Here is a 15,629-nt window from a genome sequence, read left to right on the forward strand (position 1 = left end):
CATTACTATCAAGTAAAAGAAATACTGCCCAAATGCGGGTTCTTAATAGTAACTTCGAGTGTAGAAATAGTATCCAACACAATATAACTTTCAACACTATCAATGTTCATTTTAATGCACTCTTCTCTGCCACTATTACGTCCAGTATCAATGGCAACTCCTTCAAGTATTTTTCCTGTTTTTAACCTAATTTTGATCGGGTAATGATACATGCATACTATTTCAATGGTGTCGTAATGTTCGCAACTTATCATGCTACTTGTCCTTTTATACGGAAAGTGACTTGTACATACTATAATTAGTCAGTTCTATACCCTCACGCATTACTTTGTTTTCAGCCTCAACCTCAAAATAAAATTTTTCAAAAAAGGGTTTAGCGACAAGCGATGCATGGACGGTTAAACGTTTTAGACCGGCTTCAACAGCAACAATACAAATATACCGTAATAATGAAGATGCGACGCCTCTTCTTTGCATAGTAGGTGCAACGTAGAGACAGCCAATGTATCCCTTTGAATCTAATTCAATAAATCCAGCTATTTTATTATCGATAAGCAATAAGTATGGTTTGCTAATCAACAAGCGCTTTTTCCATTTATTATTATCAATGATACTCGCAGCCCAAGCCTTTCTTTGTGCTTGTGAGTAAAGATCTTCTTGTATCGCATGTACTGCAGCATATAAAACATCAGCCACTTCAGCAGAATGTTGCGGAGTATATTCGACTATTTTCATATATCCTCGTTGCTGTAACACTACATGCCAGCTTTATTTAATATCTCACATATAAAAAGTTGTTTATAAATTTTTGTCTGTATTACCATATGGATACTTTATATGGCCGTATCTAATGACTAGTATGGCTAATACGATAATCAGAATAGATGCAGATAACCCTAACATTCTTATTGTGTCCAAATTTTTCATATCTAAAATCATATATCGCGCTAATGCAACGACGGTGATATAGAGTGGCATACGTACAGGCAAGCGCCCTGATTTTAAATATAAACTCACCATCGCAAAGACTTCTAAATAAATAAACAGAAGGAGTAAATCCGACAATGTTACCTCTCCGTTAGAAATCACTATCCAGACTTCATTCGCCATGGCAACCACGGTTAATAATGCAATAACGAATAACCCAATATGCTCGACTAAGGATAACGCTCTATATCCTGCTTTCTTAACCTTTAACAGTGGAATACTCCTTGAAACGAATTGTAATAATGAAGTGCTCTATTCTATTCTTGAATTCAGCTTAGATACAACTGATAAATGCATGCCCTTATTTGTCAGATTAAGCATTACTGATTTTTGAACCTAGTAATACACTATTGCTTATTTTATAGCTGATTGCTTTTATCGGAGGTGGTTGTCTATGGTTAACTTTAGTACGTGTTTCATTTTTTCTGTCGCTAATTGTTCAGTATGTAAAATATAATGAATTTACAAGCTTGCCACTCTATTTCTGCCTTGCTGTTTTGCATTATATAATGCCTGATCCGCTCTATTTATTAACGTATCAATTGTATCTTCGGCTTTAAAGCTTGCGACACCAAAACTTCCAGTTATATGATTCACCGTTTTAAACTGATTATTTTCAACTGCCTCTCTTAGTTTTTCTGCTAGTTTTAACGCACCATTTAAATCAGTTTCGTTACAGATAATCAAAAACTCTTCTCCTCCCCACCTGCCTACAGTATCAATAACACGCGCATTATTTTTTAAAATAGAAGCCATTTCAACTAAGCATTGATCACCAACCAGATGTCCAAAATTATCATTAACTTTTTTATAATGGTCGATATCTAACATAATAATACTCAATGGGTGTGCAAAACGTTTTGATTGCTCTATTTGTAAATCAAGCACTGAATCAAGTTCCAATCTATTGATTAAATTGGTTAGTGCGTCTGTTTTCGCTAATGTTAGTGCTTTCTCTTCCAATTTTTTTTGGTAAGTAATATCCGTCGAAATACCTAAGATACCGATAATGAGGTTAGGTAATGTTTCTGAATAGAGAGGTGTTTTCACTTCAAGGTAAACTTTCTTATCAGCACTATCTTCATTGATAGTAATTTCTTCTCTAGTTTCCTGACCAGACAAAACCTTCAAGTCTATTTCTCTTAACTTTTCTACTATTTCAGGGGAAAATAATTGTTGATCTCGAATTAAATGCAAATCTTCAGCTGCACATTTAAATAAGTCCAGAGTGTATTTATTAGCGTAAATATATTTTGATTCAGTATCTTTTATATAAACAAATGACTGCAGATTATCTAACGCAGCATGCAGCCCTCTAAGTTTATTAAGGTGATTTGATATCATGAACAACCCTTTGGCTCGTTTTTATGAATGACATATAATTGTATTTTTTGAATATGGATACTGCACTATAAGATATTAGTAAATTGACTCGATAAGGCATTAAAGAGGCAATAAAGTTTCATTCACTTAAGGACAACTGATATTTTGCTATTTAATATGTGTTTGCTTGGGGCTGTAATAAAACCGTTGTCGCTTTATCTCAAAGAGCAATAAGCCACTGTAAAACACATGAAAGACAACATATGCTCGGTAAACCTAACCTTTTACAAGGTCTAAAAAGCGAGATTAACCAGTAATATATATTTACAGGGTCTTTGCCTTCATTAAGTATGCATATAAGTACTCGTTAGCTGCCTAACATTTGTCTAACTTTGTCTAACAGCATCCACATGGCGGCTTGCTTATTTAACTATCTTAAAAAATGAAGGGCTAAAATTTATACCATAAATCGTTAATCTAAAAGGAAAAAATACATATATTAGGTTTTTATATTATAACCGCTTATTATTCCATCAACCTGTTAAACCTGTAAGTAAACTTTGCAATTAATGCTTACACACCCATAAATACATATAGACAGCTTGATAGTTAAATTGCCAAAAATTCCTTAACAATCGATTTAAAATGACATTACACTTTGTTATCTTAATAAAGTGACAAAATACTTATAGCTGCAATAGATACCCGTTACCATTCAACATGCAAAGTTCAGCAAGTTGTGAGGTGAGTAGCTTCTAGGCAGGAAGTTGAAGATCTAACTAGTTCAATCAATACTTTCTAACAACGAAGATGCTTGCCTCACAACTTACCCTGTGGGTCGTTAGCTCGAAAAGCAATTCAGCGTTGCAACATTCGATAAGGACTAGCTATTGTCATCATGTTACGCCTTGCTGTCCAAGCTAACGACTGAATAAAGCATCTCGATTGATAACGGGTATAGGTAGGTAATGGTTACTTTTAAATAAGTTACTTTCAAATAATTTTCATTATGACTTTAAGGAAAAAATATGCTTTCTGGTGTATGTATTGGTACCAATGACTTAGTAACTTCCGGTGCTTTTTATGATCAAGTATTAGCCACAATTGGAATGACTTGTATCGTATCTGATGAGCAAGAAAGAGGTTATGCGGGTAAAGATGGCAAAGTGACATTCTTCTTAATCTTACCGTTTAATAAACAACAGGCGACATTTGGTAATGGCACACAAGTCATGTTTTCTGCTCCAGATCCTGAGTCAGTAAGGGCTTTCCATGCGGCGGTATTAAAATGTGGTGGTAGCGATGAAGGGTTACCCGGACCACGAGATTATCATCCAGATTATTATGGTGCCTATGCTCGTGATCTTGATGGCAACAAATTGAATATATCAGTGGTTTTTTGAATCAAAAATAATCAGTAAATGTTAATAAAAGTGCACTACAAGGCACTTAAACGCATTCACTGGCATGAATTAATGCAGGAACTTCTTCAAGGGGTACAGGTTTTGAAAAGTAATACCCCTGTGCATAATCACAACCTAATTCTATCAACAGGTCCAATTGTTGCTGGGTTTCTACTCCTTCTGCTAGTACTGCTACTTTTAATATTTTTCCGAGTTTGATGATATGTTTTACAAAGTTTTTATCCAATTGTGTATGGCAAACTTTATCGATCAAACTACGGTCTAGTTTCAATTTATCAATCGATAAATAAAAATTTCGAATCAAGCTTAATGATGAATAACCTGTCCCAAAGTCATCAATGGAAATGTACATCCCTAACTCTTTAATCTGTAACATATTAGCCGAAAGCATGCTGGCATTAGTGATAGAACTCGTTTCGGTTATTTCTAATTCAAGCAAGTGCGTTGGACAACCAGTTTGATCGAGAATAACTTTTATACGTTCAATAAATGTACTCATTTCCATTGTTTTAAAGGACACATTAATCGCAATACGTGGCACTACAATAGCGCCTATTTTCCATTTAACTAATTGCCTACAAGCTTTCTCAAAAACCCAGAGATCAAATTCGAAGTGCAACCCAATGTCTTCCGTTATAGCAACAAAAATATCAGGAGCAATGTACCCTAATGATTCGTCATACCAGCGAGATAGCGCTTCAAAACCAATCAGTTTATTAGTTTTGATATCATATTGAGGTTGGTAATGTAGCTGTATTTTATCTTGGGCTATTGCCAAGGGTAATGCATCGGTAATTAACTTTTTATTTAATAATTCATCGGTCGGCACAGGGGGCGCAATATAATATTTATTAACACTGTATCTTCTGGCTTTTTGTTTTTCGGTTTCTGCAGCTATCTGCATAGAATGGTAGCAATCATATTCAAACCCCGGTGAACTAACTCCTATACTAAAAGGTTTATTTATTTCAATGTCAGCTGAAATAGCGATAGGTTTAATTAAATCTGAGCAGAGGTGCTTGCAAATCAACTCTATTTTATTCATTAATTGCTGTGAGGATAAGTTGTTATGATCTTCTATTAAAATAGCAAATTTTGCATTTGAATAGCGAATAACAAAGCCAAAATCTTTGGCTGATTGCTGTAACCGCTTACCTAACATCACTAAATATTGGTCACCTACCAAATAATCATAACGGTAATTAATCGTCGAAAAATTATCGACTTCAATAATAATCAACACCAACTGTTTCAAGGTGAGGCACTTGTTATTGATTACATAGTTAATTCTAGAAGTTAACGCCCACCCGTTAGGTAACTCTGAGATTGGATCAATTGATTTATTTTTTGCGATGCAAAAATGTAATGTGAAAGTATTATTATCTTGAGCGACACAGTGTAATTTAACACCGACAACATAATGTAAATGGTTAAACATCCCAGCGGTAGTAAAGAGCCCCTCTTCCGTTGCCATCGCCGCAATACATAATGTTTGTAAATTAGTAAATTCACTATTTTCTGAAAGCACTAGTTTATTTTCAATAGGCACATGCTTTAGTTGTTGAGTAGTGAAACCAAATAGCTCAGTAAAAGCCTCGTTACAATCCATAATAGTGCCATTATGAATGGTTAACGCCGCTAATAATGTTTTTCGATTATTTGTCATAGTACAACTCACCAACTTTTTAATAATTACAGACTTTATACTAAGCCTTTAGATAATTTTGTATTAAGTATATCAGACAATGACTACTAATAATTAGTGACCATTAACCTTTATTTATCATTATTGTTTGATAATAAAAAGATTTTTTATGCCAGATAAATTGCTGCACAGTGTAGTCATCAAAATAAAAACTAGCAATGTCATCGTTAAAATATAAATAGTAACAGTTTCTAAATTTTGCAAACGCTTTGAGCTAGATTTAATAAATATAGTTTCCTTTTCATAAGCAAACTTACCACTTTTTTAAAGCATGACGTGTTTCGCGTTTAATCTGTTATATAGCTCCGTAAAGATAACTGTTAATATCAAGTACAACCATAACAAGTAACTTTAAAAGGAATAGATATGGATGCATTTGTATCCGAGCAAATCGACAACAGCACTTTAAGGTCTCATCCGTGGACTCATATGGTAGAAAATAAACAGTTTATTTATATCGATTTTAAAAAAAGGCCTGATTTGATTCGAACTACATTAGAAGATCTTATTCCTTTTAAGAAGTGGGTATTTACAGAAACATTTTATTCGTTAATTGAGTGGATAAATAGTACAAAATCCTTACTGGAAAGTAATGATTGCACATTTACTGATGTTGAGAATAACCCCGATCAGCAATATCCCTTTGCAAAAAAATGCAGCGGCCGCTTGATGATTTTATTTCGCGACTTGCCAGAAAATTGTCAGCAAAAAAGTATTCAATGGTTAGTTAATAATCTATTAATTCAGGTTTCAAGCATAAAACCTGGATTTAAAGCCGGCGCAATATGCTTATCAACATCACCGACTTGCTATTTATCATTAGGGGACGGTCTAGATAGCGGAGGCATGGGTTATCAAGTGACATTAAACTTCCTCGCTTATGGAAAAAATGAACGTCGTTGTTATGAAAACATGCAGCAAGTATTAGAGACGGCACAAAGTAGCCTACAGCGAATCAACAAAAGCATCTTAAATGGCGATGTGAATGCACTTTATAACTAGCTAAAACAATATTTTATGGCGTCTCTAATAAATGAAAGCATTTAGAAAGTAACGTTAATTAATTAGGCACATTAATTGACGTTAAATATTTCACTTCCTCCATCACCACATAAGTTTTTGAATTTTTTATATCGGGTAATAATAGTAAGGTTTCTGTAAGGACTTTACGATATGCTGACATATCCGCGACACGTGTTTTTAATAAATAATCAAAATCACCGGACACTAAGTGACATTCTAAAATAGAGTCGAGTTGTGTTGCAGCCTTATTAAAGCGTTCAAAAACATCCGGGCTAGATCGTTTTAATGTCAGCTCGATATAAACAAGTAACGATGAATCTAAGTACTGAGGGTCTAACAACGCAGTATAAGACTTGATAACCCCTTGCTTTTCTAATCTTTTCACCCTTTCCAAACAAGGCGTAGCACTTAGACCTACTTTTTGAGAAAGCTCCACATTAGAGATCCTGCCATTTTTCTGTAATTCTCGTAATATATTACGATCAACTCTATCTAGTGACATCAACCACACCTTTGCTATTAAATAGTTTTATTCTCTTATTAAGAATACTTTAAAAGGATTATATTCATATAAGTAGTGAATATAACTTTTTTCAATTGTTTATACTATTTCTATCAAATATTTATTTGTAGTCGCCTAACAATCAACTTCATTAACATTGAAAGGAAAAAATTATGCATATCGGTGTACCTAAGGAAATTAAAAATCATGAATATCGTGTTGGTATGGTGCCAGCGAGTGTGCGTGAGTTAGTGCAAAATGGCCATACTGTCACTGTTGAAAAAAATGCCGGTAACGGGATTGGCTTCACTGATCAAGATTACATTGCAGCAGGCGCAAGCATTGAAGATCAAGCGAATACTATTTTTGCCAAGGCTGATATGATTGTGAAGGTCAAAGAACCTCAAGCCATTGAGCGTGCAATGTTACGTGAAGGACAAATTCTATTTACCTACTTACACCTGGCGCCTGACCTACCACAAACGCAGGACTTAATTGATTCAAAAGCAGTATGTATCGCCTATGAAACAGTCACTGATACAAAAGGTGGTTTACCTCTCTTAGCACCGATGTCAGAAGTAGCGGGACGTATGGCGATCCAAGCTGGCGCACAATCCTTAGAAAAATCAAATCAAGGAAGTGGTATGTTGTTAGGCGGCGTACCAGGCGTTTCCCCTGCAAAAGTAGTGATTATTGGTGGTGGTATGGTGGGTAATAATGCAGCTCAAATGGCAGTCGGCTTAGGTGCAGACGTGACTATTTTAGACCGTAATATTAATACACTACGTAATTTAGATATTCAATTTGGCAGCAGAGTTAAGGTTCTCTATTCAACAACAGATGTACTGGAGGCCGAAGTATTAGCCGCGGACCTTGTTATTGGTGCGGTATTAATTCCCGGGGCCGCTGCACCTAAACTAGTAACACGAGAGCATATCGCTAAAATGAAACCAGGCTCAGCTATTGTCGATGTAGCGATTGACCAAGGTGGATGTTTCGAAACCTCACATGCAACAACTCATCAAGATCCTACTTTCATTGTTGATGAAGTGGTTCACTATTGTGTCGCCAACATGCCAGGTGCAGTTGCGCGTACTTCAACGTTTGCACTCAATAATGCAACCCTGCCATACATTATTAAACTAGCCAACTTAGGTTATAAAGGTGCATTACAAAATGATCAGGGTTTATTAGCAGGGCTAAATGTCATTAATGGTCAATTAACCTGTGAAAGTGTAGCCATAGCCCACCAGCTACACTATGTTTCAGCTGCAACAGCGCTGGCAGTTTAGGTAGCGTTATGAGAATAGCATTAAAGCTCCTTGCGCTATTGATAAGCATCGAGGGGCTTTATGCTAACGACTTAAACCGTCTAAACTAAGCGGACACAGTGATTTTTGCCCTTAGTCGGCTTTACTGGGGCTATCTAAAAGTGGAATACTTAATCTTAAACGTTGGCTATTTCGAATAAAATTACTTCCTAATTCAACCGCTTCGCGACCTTCTTTGATATATGCTTGTGCTTTAGTTTGTCGCTGTTTAGATTTTTCTACCATAGCGTTACCTTTTTTTACATCATCAATGGCATCTTCCCATTTCTCACCAATAAAGATTAATCTATCTGCTTCAAACTCAATTTCTTTAGGACTAGTAGAATCACCAATACGCGTTGCTTCTAGTTGATAATCTTGTCTGGCTTTAAGGATCGCATCGCTACTCAATTGAATCAATTCCTCACCTTCTCGAAACTCTTGGCGAGATTGTTCCAGCAGTTTTTCCCCTTTAATAATTAATTTTTCTCCCTTATTGGATTGTTTTTTACCTTGCTCCCACATGGTATCGGGATCATGAGCATAATCATCAAGGTTAGGCACATTTGAACAAGCGGCTAATAAGAAAGTCGTAAAAGTAAGTATTAATATTTGCTTCATCATAAGTTTCCTTTGTTTAAAAATTAATGCAGTCGTACATGCTGCATGTATAGTAGTTACACTGTTACTTAGTAAGAAATACTAGACCCCATAGTTAATTATTTTTTAAGTAAGTACAGCTAGCTTCGTCAGTACAAAAACAATCTTACTTGAGTATCAATTTCTTGAGGTAATACTTATTCCATTAAGCATGTGAACAAATATCGACCAAAAAAATGGATGAATTCAAGACAAAAATTGCTGTTCTTTTTTCCAAAATTTCTAGTGCAGAAATGATGTATTTGAAGCAACTAGACTGATCTGCTTTTTAGCGGAGTAGGTATATAACAAGCCTACTTAAAAATCGATCTGGCTATCCATACGAACATAAATAAAGTTCATTTATGGCCACAATCGCGTAAACGTTTGTACACGGTGTTACGACTAACCCCTAACTCCAAAGCTGTTTTAGAAATATTACAACTTAAAGACTGATATAAATTAACAATATCTCTATCATCACCTTCAAGTTTAATCGATTCATCTGGCTCGCTACTTACCGCCGTATTATCAACCATTAATGCGCTGACATTGTCATTAAGTTGATCTTCCATATCGGCAAAAAAGTCATCGGGTAAGTATTGTAAATCAATGGCTTCATCCTCTGACATTGCTTGAGCAATCTGAATCACACTCACCAACTGTCTGATGTTACCCGGCCAAGGATGCTGACAAAAGCGCTGCATAGTGCGTTCAGTGATCAAGGCCTGTTTTTTATTTTCAGCATAATAATTAAGTAGAAATTGAATCAGAGCTCGACGGTCAGTGCGATCTCGTAGAGCGGGTAATTCAATATTTAACCCGCTGACTCGGTAATATAAATCTTGTCTAAAAGTGCCGGCTTTTACCGCCTCTTTTAAATTACAATTAGTTGCTGAAACTAGTTTGAAGTCAACGGGATATGATTCAGTACTGCCTAGTGGGTTGACCCGCCTTTCTTGTAATACCCTTAATAATCTCGCTTGGACATTAAGTGGCATGTCACCAATTTCATCTAAGAATAACGTACCTTTATCGGCTTTACGTATTAGACCGATATAGCCTTTATTATTCGCCCCTGTAAAAGCGCCCTTTTCATAACCAAATAATTCAGACTCGACTAAGTCCTGTGGAATAGAAGCGCAATTTACCGTGATCATATTATGTTTATGGCGCAGGCTTGAATAATGCAAAGCCTTCACAAACACTTCTTTCCCTACTCCAGTCTCTCCACGGATCAAAATAGGAATATCTTTATCTACAATTTTTTTACTTTGTAAAATAGCCTTTGCTAGGGTTGGATCACCTAAATTAAGTTCATCCAGTTTAAATTTATGTTGCTCAGAAACATGCAACTTATGATGGTCTGGCGCTAGACTTCTAAAGTCTAAAACTCGCGGTGCAACTTGCTGGGGCTTATGTAAAACACCATGCATTCGACACTGCTTTTTAGTCATCAACGGCACTTGAAAATCTTCCGGTTGATTTAATAACTGACTAATATTTATTTCAAAAATGTCTGTAATATTAACCAATTTCAAATCACTACAAAGTACTAATTCAGCACGACGATTAGCAGAAATAATCAGCCCAGTTTCATCAAAAACAATGAGTGCAGACCACTGACTATCTATATTCTCTGCACTTGTATTAATACGTAAAATATAATGATTATTTTTAAAGTGCGAGATGATCAGCTGGTTTTCTATCGCTTGCGACATGATTTTAACCATGCCTAAGGTATGCCATTCAGGTAAATAGGTATCACTTGAAATATCGATGGCACCTAACATTTCTCTGTCTACACCATAAATAGGAGCGGCAGACCCCGTCATAAAACGATTCGCAATTAAAAAGTGCTCGTCATGATTAATCTGCACAATGCTACCTGTTTCTAAAGCGGTACCAATAGCATTAGTGCCTAAAGACAACTCCTGCCAATTTGCCCCCGGCGTAAACAACGCTTTATGTTGGGGTTTAAAACGTTGTTCACCCCAACTTTTAATAATGCTGCCATGGCCATCTGCTAGCATGACCTGACTATTACTGTTAGCCAATAAATTTTCATAAAACGGCAATACTTCATAGTGTGTAGTTTCAAGTAATAGATGATGCTGCTCAAGCGATGACGATAATTCGCCTCTGTCTAAATGCTCAACATCTGGATGTGAATTATGTGACAACCCAGACTCACGACAACGTTGCCACGAGTTTGCAATTAGTGCTTCATGTTCAATAAATTCAGCTGCAGCTCGTGTCATAGCATTACCTTTTACATTATATGAATGGCATACCTGTATAGAGAATAAAAAATGTAGGTACCAAAATTTTCAGGAAGCACAGTATGATTACAAATTTTTACAAAGACAGATTTTCGATCACATAAATATAACAAACAGGAGGGTAAAGCTGCATTTTGCGATGGCAGACATTATTCAGGAGCCCTTCTCTATTTATCCTAAATACTCAATCACTCTACGCCAATACCTAAATTATCAATTAAAAACAATAACTTAAAAATAAAAAGTTCCAGTTTCATAATATATTGATCTTTCCTCAAAATAATAACCATGCGTCATTAAGGGCGATTTAGGTATTAAACGACCCAGATCACTTAATAGTGTTAACAATTTGTTCACATTATTAACAAACCGCTCATTCCATGAAAATTTGAACACTTTTTAAAAAACCTTAAAAAACAAATTAAACATTTAAAATCATATTGTTACGTTGAATTTAAACTTTGGCATGGATTTCGCTATACCCCATTGATGTTAATAAATAGTGAAATTGAACACCCCCTTGTTTTATTTCTTTATAACTAAATGGAGATTATCGCGCTATGTCCCTGACGTTGGAAAATGTGACACAGATAGTAGATGGCCAGTATTACATTAATCAGGCAAACCTAACCTTTGAGCCTGGATCCTTTAATGTATTACTAGGGCGGACCCTATCTGGAAAAACAAGCTTAATGCGTTTGATGGCGGGATTAGAAAAACCGACATCTGGTCGCGTCCTTATGCACGGTATTGATATGACAGGTGTATCGGTACAAAAACGTAATATTTCTATGGTTTACCAACAATTCATTAATTACCCGAATATGAGTGTGTACGACAATATTGCTTCCCCACTGCGCTTAGCAAAAGAGTCAGAGAAAAGTATTAAAGAGAAAGTGATGGAAATAGCTGAAATGTTACGCATTACGCCTTTTTTATCACGCTTACCTCTTGAACTTTCTGGTGGGCAACAACAAAGAACCGCAATGGCTCGAGCTTTGATTAAAGATGCAGATCTTATTTTGTTTGATGAGCCATTAGTAAATTTAGATTATAAGTTACGTGAAGAATTACGTATTGAAATGCGTGAATTATTTGCTCAACGAAATACTATTGCCGTGTATGCGACCACTGAGCCCAACGAAGCATTAGCTTTAGGCGGTACCACCACTATTTTGCATGAGGGCCAAATAATTCAAACAGGCCCGACAGCAGAAACCTATCACTCACCTTGCAATGTCATTGCCGCCACCTTATTCAATGAACCGCCTATTAATATGATCAAAGGGCATATTACTGAAAATGAAGTGACCTTTGATAATATGGTGCATTTCCCATTAACTTCAGAGTTAAATACGCTGTCTGCAGGCGAATACCAATTTGGAATACGACCTAGTCATTTAAGCCTCTTGCCTAAAAATGATGATGATTTAGAAATTTCAGTGCAGGTTGAAGTAGCCGAAATCAGTGGTTCAGAAACATTCTTACACGTTCGAAACGCACACTTTCAAATGGTATTGCACCTATCCGGCGTTCATAGCTACCACGTAGATGAAAAAATTAAAATCTATGTTCCTACCCACAAACTAAATGTATTTGAAAAGGATGGAGATTTAATCCAAGCATCTAGTCGCAGAATAGAGGATCACTTCCATGGCTGAGATTCATTTAAAATCACTAGCACATAGCTATGACACTAGTGCAAACCCACCTGAATATGCAATTAGACAGATGGATCATATTTGGCATGATGGTGGTGCATTTGCACTATTAGGCCCCTCTGGTTGCGGTAAATCAACCTTACTTAATATCATTTCAGGTTTGTTAAAACCTTCTGAAGGTGATGTATTGTTTGATGGCGTTCGCGTTAACGAAATTCCCCCTCAAGATCGTAATATTGCACAAGTTTTCCAGTTTCCAGTGGTCTATGACACCATGAGTGTATTTGATAATTTAGCTTTCCCACTACGTAATATGGGCACGGGTGCAGCCAAAATAAATTCCAAAGTGACTGAAATAGCAGAAATTTTAGAACTTACCGATGTTTTGAGCAAAAAAGCTGCGAACCTCACTGCTGATGAAAAGCAAAAAGTATCAATGGGCCGTGGTTTGGTAAGAGACGATGTTTCTGCGATCTTGTTCGATGAACCATTAACCGTGATTGACCCACAATTAAAATGGAAATTACGTCGCAAATTAAAACAGATCCATGAAAAATTTAAAACCACTATGGTTTATGTCACCCATGATCAATTAGAAGCCTCAACATTTGCCGATAAAATAGCCCTCATGTATGGCGGTCAGGTAGTTCAATTTGGTACTCCACGTGAATTATTTGAACAACCTAACCATACTTTTGTGGGTTACTTTATCGGTAGTCCCGGCATGAACTTCCTTGAAGTCAAACGCTGTAAAGAAGGCGTTTGCTTTGACAACATCGCTTTTCCACTCAGTGATGCAGAGAAAAAAGCACTACAACACAGTACCTCCAATAATCTTAAATTAGGTATTAGACCTGAATTTGTGCACGTTTGGGACAAACCGAACTCACAAGCGCATGAAGCAAGTGTTGAGTTTGTTGAAGACCTAGGGACTTATAAAATTGTAACGTTAACGCTCGCAGGTGTATCAATTAAAGCGCGCTTACAGGAGGACCAAAAAGTCCCTCATAAAAGTACTTTTATTAGCTTTCCTGAACAATGGTTAATGTTATACATCGACGAATTTCTTGTTGAAAAGGAGAACAACCATGAATAAACCCCATTCGAATAAGGCATGGTTCCTAGTATTACCTGTTTTTATATTGGTTGCCTTTAGTGCCATCGTGCCTTTAATGACGGTTGTGAACTATTCACTGCAGGATATTTTTGATGTCAGTACTCGCTACTTTGTAGGCACTGAATGGTATCGAGAAATTCTCAATAACTCACGGCTGCAAGATTCCTTAGTCAGGCAGTTTATTTTTTCCGGGTCAGTGCTGTTAATTGAAATCCCACTTGGTATTGGCGTGGCATTAATGATGCCCAAATCAGGTAAGTGGTCCGTGATCAGTTTATTAATACTGGCTTTGCCTCTACTGGTTCCATTAAACGTAGTGGGCACGATTTGGCAAATATTTGGACGTGCAGATATTGGCTTATTTGGCTGGGCTTTAAACTCCTTAGGTATTGATTATAACTATGCAGCAAACCCCATTGATGCTTGGTTAACGGTTTTATTAATGGATGTATGGCATTGGACATCCTTGGTTGCACTCCTGTCTTTTTCAGGATTACGCGCCATTCCCGACGCTTATTACCAAGCTGCGAGTATTGATAGAGCATCCGCATGGGCAGTGTTTAGATACATACAACTCCCTAAGCTTAAGAGTGTATTACTGATAGGTGTGTTATTGCGCTTTATGGACAGCTTTATGATTTATACCGAACCCTTTGTATTAACCGGCGGCGGCCCTGGTAACTCTACGACCTTCCTAAGCCAAGCGTTAACTAAAATGGCGGTAGGACAATTTGATATCGGTCCAGCGGGTGCATTCTCGATCATTTACTTCTTGATCATCTTGTTAGTGAGTTGGTTGTTCTACACCGCCATGACACATAGTGACAACAAATAATCAGCATAAGGACGGATTTATGAATAAGAAAAAAACAATTGGCCTTAGCGTGTACATTCTGTTTTTGCTATTGCCCCTATATTGGTTATTGATGATGTCTTTTAAAAGCAACCAAGAGATATTAGGCACATTAACCTTTTGGCCAAATGAATTCACATTCGCTAATTACATGACTATTTTTACCGATGCTAGCTGGTATATGGGTTACATCAACTCTATTTATTACGTATCGCTGAATATGGTGATCACTCTATTAGTTGCTCTACCAGCAGCTTATGCTTTTTCACGTTTTCGTTTTATCGGGGATAAGCATCTGTTCTTTTGGTTATTGACTAATCGAATGTCACCACCAGCCGTATTTTTATTACCTTTCTTTCAACTTTATTCATCGGTGGGATTATTTGATACCCATATTGGTGTTGCACTGGCGCACTGTTTATTTAACGTGCCGTTAGCGGTCTGGATTTTAGAAGGGTTCATGTCCGGTGTGCCACGTGAAATTGATGAAACTGCTTATATTGATGGTTACAGTTTTCCTAAGTTTTTTACCAAAATTTTTATCCCGTTAATTAGCTCAGGGATCGGAGTAACGGCTTTCTTCTGCTTCATGTTTAGTTGGGTTGAGTTATTACTAGCGAGAACATTAACCTCTGTAAGTGCAAAACCAATTGCAGCAGTTATGACCAGAACCGTCAGCGCATCTGGTATCGACTGGGGCGTATTAGCCGCCGCCGGTGTGCTCACAATTTTACCGGGTGTATTAGTAATTTGGTTTGTTAGAAATCATGTGGCGAAGGGCTTTGCTCTTGGCCGTGTATAGG

15 protein-coding genes are annotated in these 15,629 nt (G+C 36.7%); 7 read left to right on the top strand and 8 right to left on the bottom strand.

The genetic code is table 11. The features are described 5' to 3' along the window. Positions 1–8: 8 nt before the first annotated feature. The 4 genes from GQR44_RS06125 to GQR44_RS06140 form a co-directional block, all read right to left on the bottom strand. Positions 9–254, bottom strand: a complete 246-nt coding sequence (locus GQR44_RS06125; RefSeq protein WP_166370328.1) for a Rho-binding antiterminator — start codon at positions 252–254, stop codon at positions 9–11. A 13-nt stretch (positions 255–267) separates the two neighbouring features. Then, positions 268–735: a GNAT family N-acetyltransferase gene (locus GQR44_RS06130; protein WP_166370330.1), complete on the bottom strand. Its 468-nt coding sequence runs from the start codon at positions 733–735 to the stop codon at positions 268–270. Between the two features lie 63 nt (positions 736–798). Further along, entirely contained in the window at positions 799–1,200 is a 402-nt protein-coding gene (locus tag GQR44_RS06135) for a phosphate-starvation-inducible PsiE family protein (protein ID WP_205962987.1), read from the bottom strand. A gap of 249 nt (positions 1,201–1,449) precedes the next feature. Continuing rightward, positions 1,450–2,331, bottom strand: a complete 882-nt coding sequence (locus GQR44_RS06140; RefSeq protein WP_166370334.1) for a GGDEF domain-containing protein — start codon at positions 2,329–2,331, stop codon at positions 1,450–1,452. Between the two features lie 1,007 nt (positions 2,332–3,338). Between GQR44_RS06140 and GQR44_RS06145 the strand changes: the two genes are divergently transcribed. After that, complete coding sequence (locus tag GQR44_RS06145) at positions 3,339–3,713, top strand: VOC family protein (protein ID WP_166370336.1); 375 nt, start codon at positions 3,339–3,341, stop codon at positions 3,711–3,713. Between the two features lie 46 nt (positions 3,714–3,759). On the opposite strand, the gene GQR44_RS06150 is transcribed toward GQR44_RS06145, so the two are convergent. After that, positions 3,760–5,400: a bifunctional diguanylate cyclase/phosphodiesterase gene (locus GQR44_RS06150; RefSeq protein WP_166370338.1), complete on the bottom strand. Its 1,641-nt coding sequence runs from the start codon at positions 5,398–5,400 to the stop codon at positions 3,760–3,762. Positions 5,401–5,805: 405 nt separating this feature from the next. On the opposite strand from GQR44_RS06150, the gene GQR44_RS06155 reads away from it, so the two are divergent. Continuing rightward, positions 5,806–6,441 carry a hypothetical protein gene (locus GQR44_RS06155; RefSeq protein ID WP_166370340.1) on the top strand — a complete coding sequence of 212 codons (636 nt, stop codon included), beginning with the start codon at positions 5,806–5,808 and terminating at the stop codon, positions 6,439–6,441. 58 nt (positions 6,442–6,499) lie between these two features. Here the strand turns inward: GQR44_RS06155 and lrp are convergent, their stop codons facing one another. After that, the gene (gene lrp / locus GQR44_RS06160; protein WP_166370342.1) at positions 6,500–6,964 is read right to left on the bottom strand and encodes a leucine-responsive transcriptional regulator Lrp; all 465 of its coding nucleotides are present in this window, start codon (positions 6,962–6,964) and stop codon (positions 6,500–6,502) included. A 173-nt stretch (positions 6,965–7,137) separates the two neighbouring features. Between lrp and ald the strand changes: the two genes are divergently transcribed. Then, a complete protein-coding gene (gene ald, locus GQR44_RS06165) occupies positions 7,138–8,256 on the top strand; it encodes an alanine dehydrogenase (RefSeq protein WP_166370344.1) in 1,119 nt (372 codons plus the stop codon). A gap of 111 nt (positions 8,257–8,367) precedes the next feature. Here the strand turns inward: ald and GQR44_RS06170 are convergent, their stop codons facing one another. Next, positions 8,368–8,898 (bottom strand): hypothetical protein, encoded by a 531-nt coding sequence (locus GQR44_RS06170; RefSeq protein ID WP_166370346.1) that lies wholly within the window; start codon positions 8,896–8,898, stop codon positions 8,368–8,370. 374 nt (positions 8,899–9,272) lie between these two features. Then, positions 9,273–11,174, bottom strand: a complete 1,902-nt coding sequence (locus GQR44_RS06175) for a sigma-54-dependent Fis family transcriptional regulator (protein ID WP_166370348.1) — start codon at positions 11,172–11,174, stop codon at positions 9,273–9,275. Between the two features lie 581 nt (positions 11,175–11,755). Between GQR44_RS06175 and GQR44_RS06180 the strand changes: the two genes are divergently transcribed. Genes GQR44_RS06180 through GQR44_RS06195 form a run of 4 tightly spaced genes read left to right on the top strand, consistent with a single transcriptional unit; the run spans position 11,756 to position 15,628 of the window. Further along, complete coding sequence (locus tag GQR44_RS06180) at positions 11,756–12,856, top strand: ABC transporter ATP-binding protein (protein ID WP_166370350.1); 1,101 nt, start codon at positions 11,756–11,758, stop codon at positions 12,854–12,856. Then, positions 12,849–13,952: an ABC transporter ATP-binding protein gene (locus tag GQR44_RS06185; RefSeq protein WP_166370352.1), complete on the top strand. Its 1,104-nt coding sequence runs from the start codon at positions 12,849–12,851 to the stop codon at positions 13,950–13,952. Before GQR44_RS06180 ends, GQR44_RS06185 begins: the two co-directional genes overlap by 8 nt. Further along, positions 13,945–14,808 (top strand): sugar ABC transporter permease, encoded by an 864-nt coding sequence (locus GQR44_RS06190; protein WP_166370354.1) that lies wholly within the window; start codon positions 13,945–13,947, stop codon positions 14,806–14,808. Before GQR44_RS06185 ends, GQR44_RS06190 begins: the two co-directional genes overlap by 8 nt. Before the next feature lie 19 nt (positions 14,809–14,827). Further along, a complete protein-coding gene (locus tag GQR44_RS06195; protein ID WP_166370356.1) occupies positions 14,828–15,628 on the top strand; it encodes a carbohydrate ABC transporter permease in 801 nt (266 codons plus the stop codon). The last annotated feature ends 1 nt before the right edge of the window (position 15,629 follow it).

Source organism: Psychromonas sp. SA13A, from assembly GCF_011378715.1.
Lineage (GTDB): Bacteria > Pseudomonadota > Gammaproteobacteria > Enterobacterales > Psychromonadaceae > Psychromonas.

What these genes read in the sequence shown, in the direction of transcription:
- GQR44_RS06190 (WP_166370354.1), top strand. Translation starts at nt 13,945, where the DNA reads ATGAATAAACCCCATTCGAATAAGGCATGGTTCCTAGTATTACCTGTT.
- GQR44_RS06130 (WP_166370330.1), bottom strand. Translation starts at nt 735, where the DNA reads ATGAAAATAGTCGAATATACTCCGCAACATTCTGCTGAAGTGGCTGAT.
- GQR44_RS06195 (WP_166370356.1), top strand. Translation starts at nt 14,828, where the DNA reads ATGAATAAGAAAAAAACAATTGGCCTTAGCGTGTACATTCTGTTTTTG.
- GQR44_RS06145 (WP_166370336.1), top strand. Translation starts at nt 3,339, where the DNA reads ATGCTTTCTGGTGTATGTATTGGTACCAATGACTTAGTAACTTCCGGT.
- GQR44_RS06150 (WP_166370338.1), bottom strand. Translation starts at nt 5,400, where the DNA reads ATGACAAATAATCGAAAAACATTATTAGCGGCGTTAACCATTCATAAT.
- lrp (WP_166370342.1), bottom strand. Translation starts at nt 6,964, where the DNA reads ATGTCACTAGATAGAGTTGATCGTAATATATTACGAGAATTACAGAAA.
- GQR44_RS06170 (WP_166370346.1), bottom strand. Translation starts at nt 8,898, where the DNA reads ATGATGAAGCAAATATTAATACTTACTTTTACGACTTTCTTATTAGCC.
- GQR44_RS06155 (WP_166370340.1), top strand. Translation starts at nt 5,806, where the DNA reads ATGGATGCATTTGTATCCGAGCAAATCGACAACAGCACTTTAAGGTCT.
- GQR44_RS06140 (WP_166370334.1), bottom strand. Translation starts at nt 2,331, where the DNA reads ATGATATCAAATCACCTTAATAAACTTAGAGGGCTGCATGCTGCGTTA.
- GQR44_RS06185 (WP_166370352.1), top strand. Translation starts at nt 12,849, where the DNA reads ATGGCTGAGATTCATTTAAAATCACTAGCACATAGCTATGACACTAGT.
- GQR44_RS06180 (WP_166370350.1), top strand. Translation starts at nt 11,756, where the DNA reads ATGTCCCTGACGTTGGAAAATGTGACACAGATAGTAGATGGCCAGTAT.
- GQR44_RS06125 (WP_166370328.1), bottom strand. Translation starts at nt 254, where the DNA reads ATGATAAGTTGCGAACATTACGACACCATTGAAATAGTATGCATGTAT.
- GQR44_RS06175 (WP_166370348.1), bottom strand. Translation starts at nt 11,174, where the DNA reads ATGACACGAGCTGCAGCTGAATTTATTGAACATGAAGCACTAATTGCA.
- ald (WP_166370344.1), top strand. Translation starts at nt 7,138, where the DNA reads ATGCATATCGGTGTACCTAAGGAAATTAAAAATCATGAATATCGTGTT.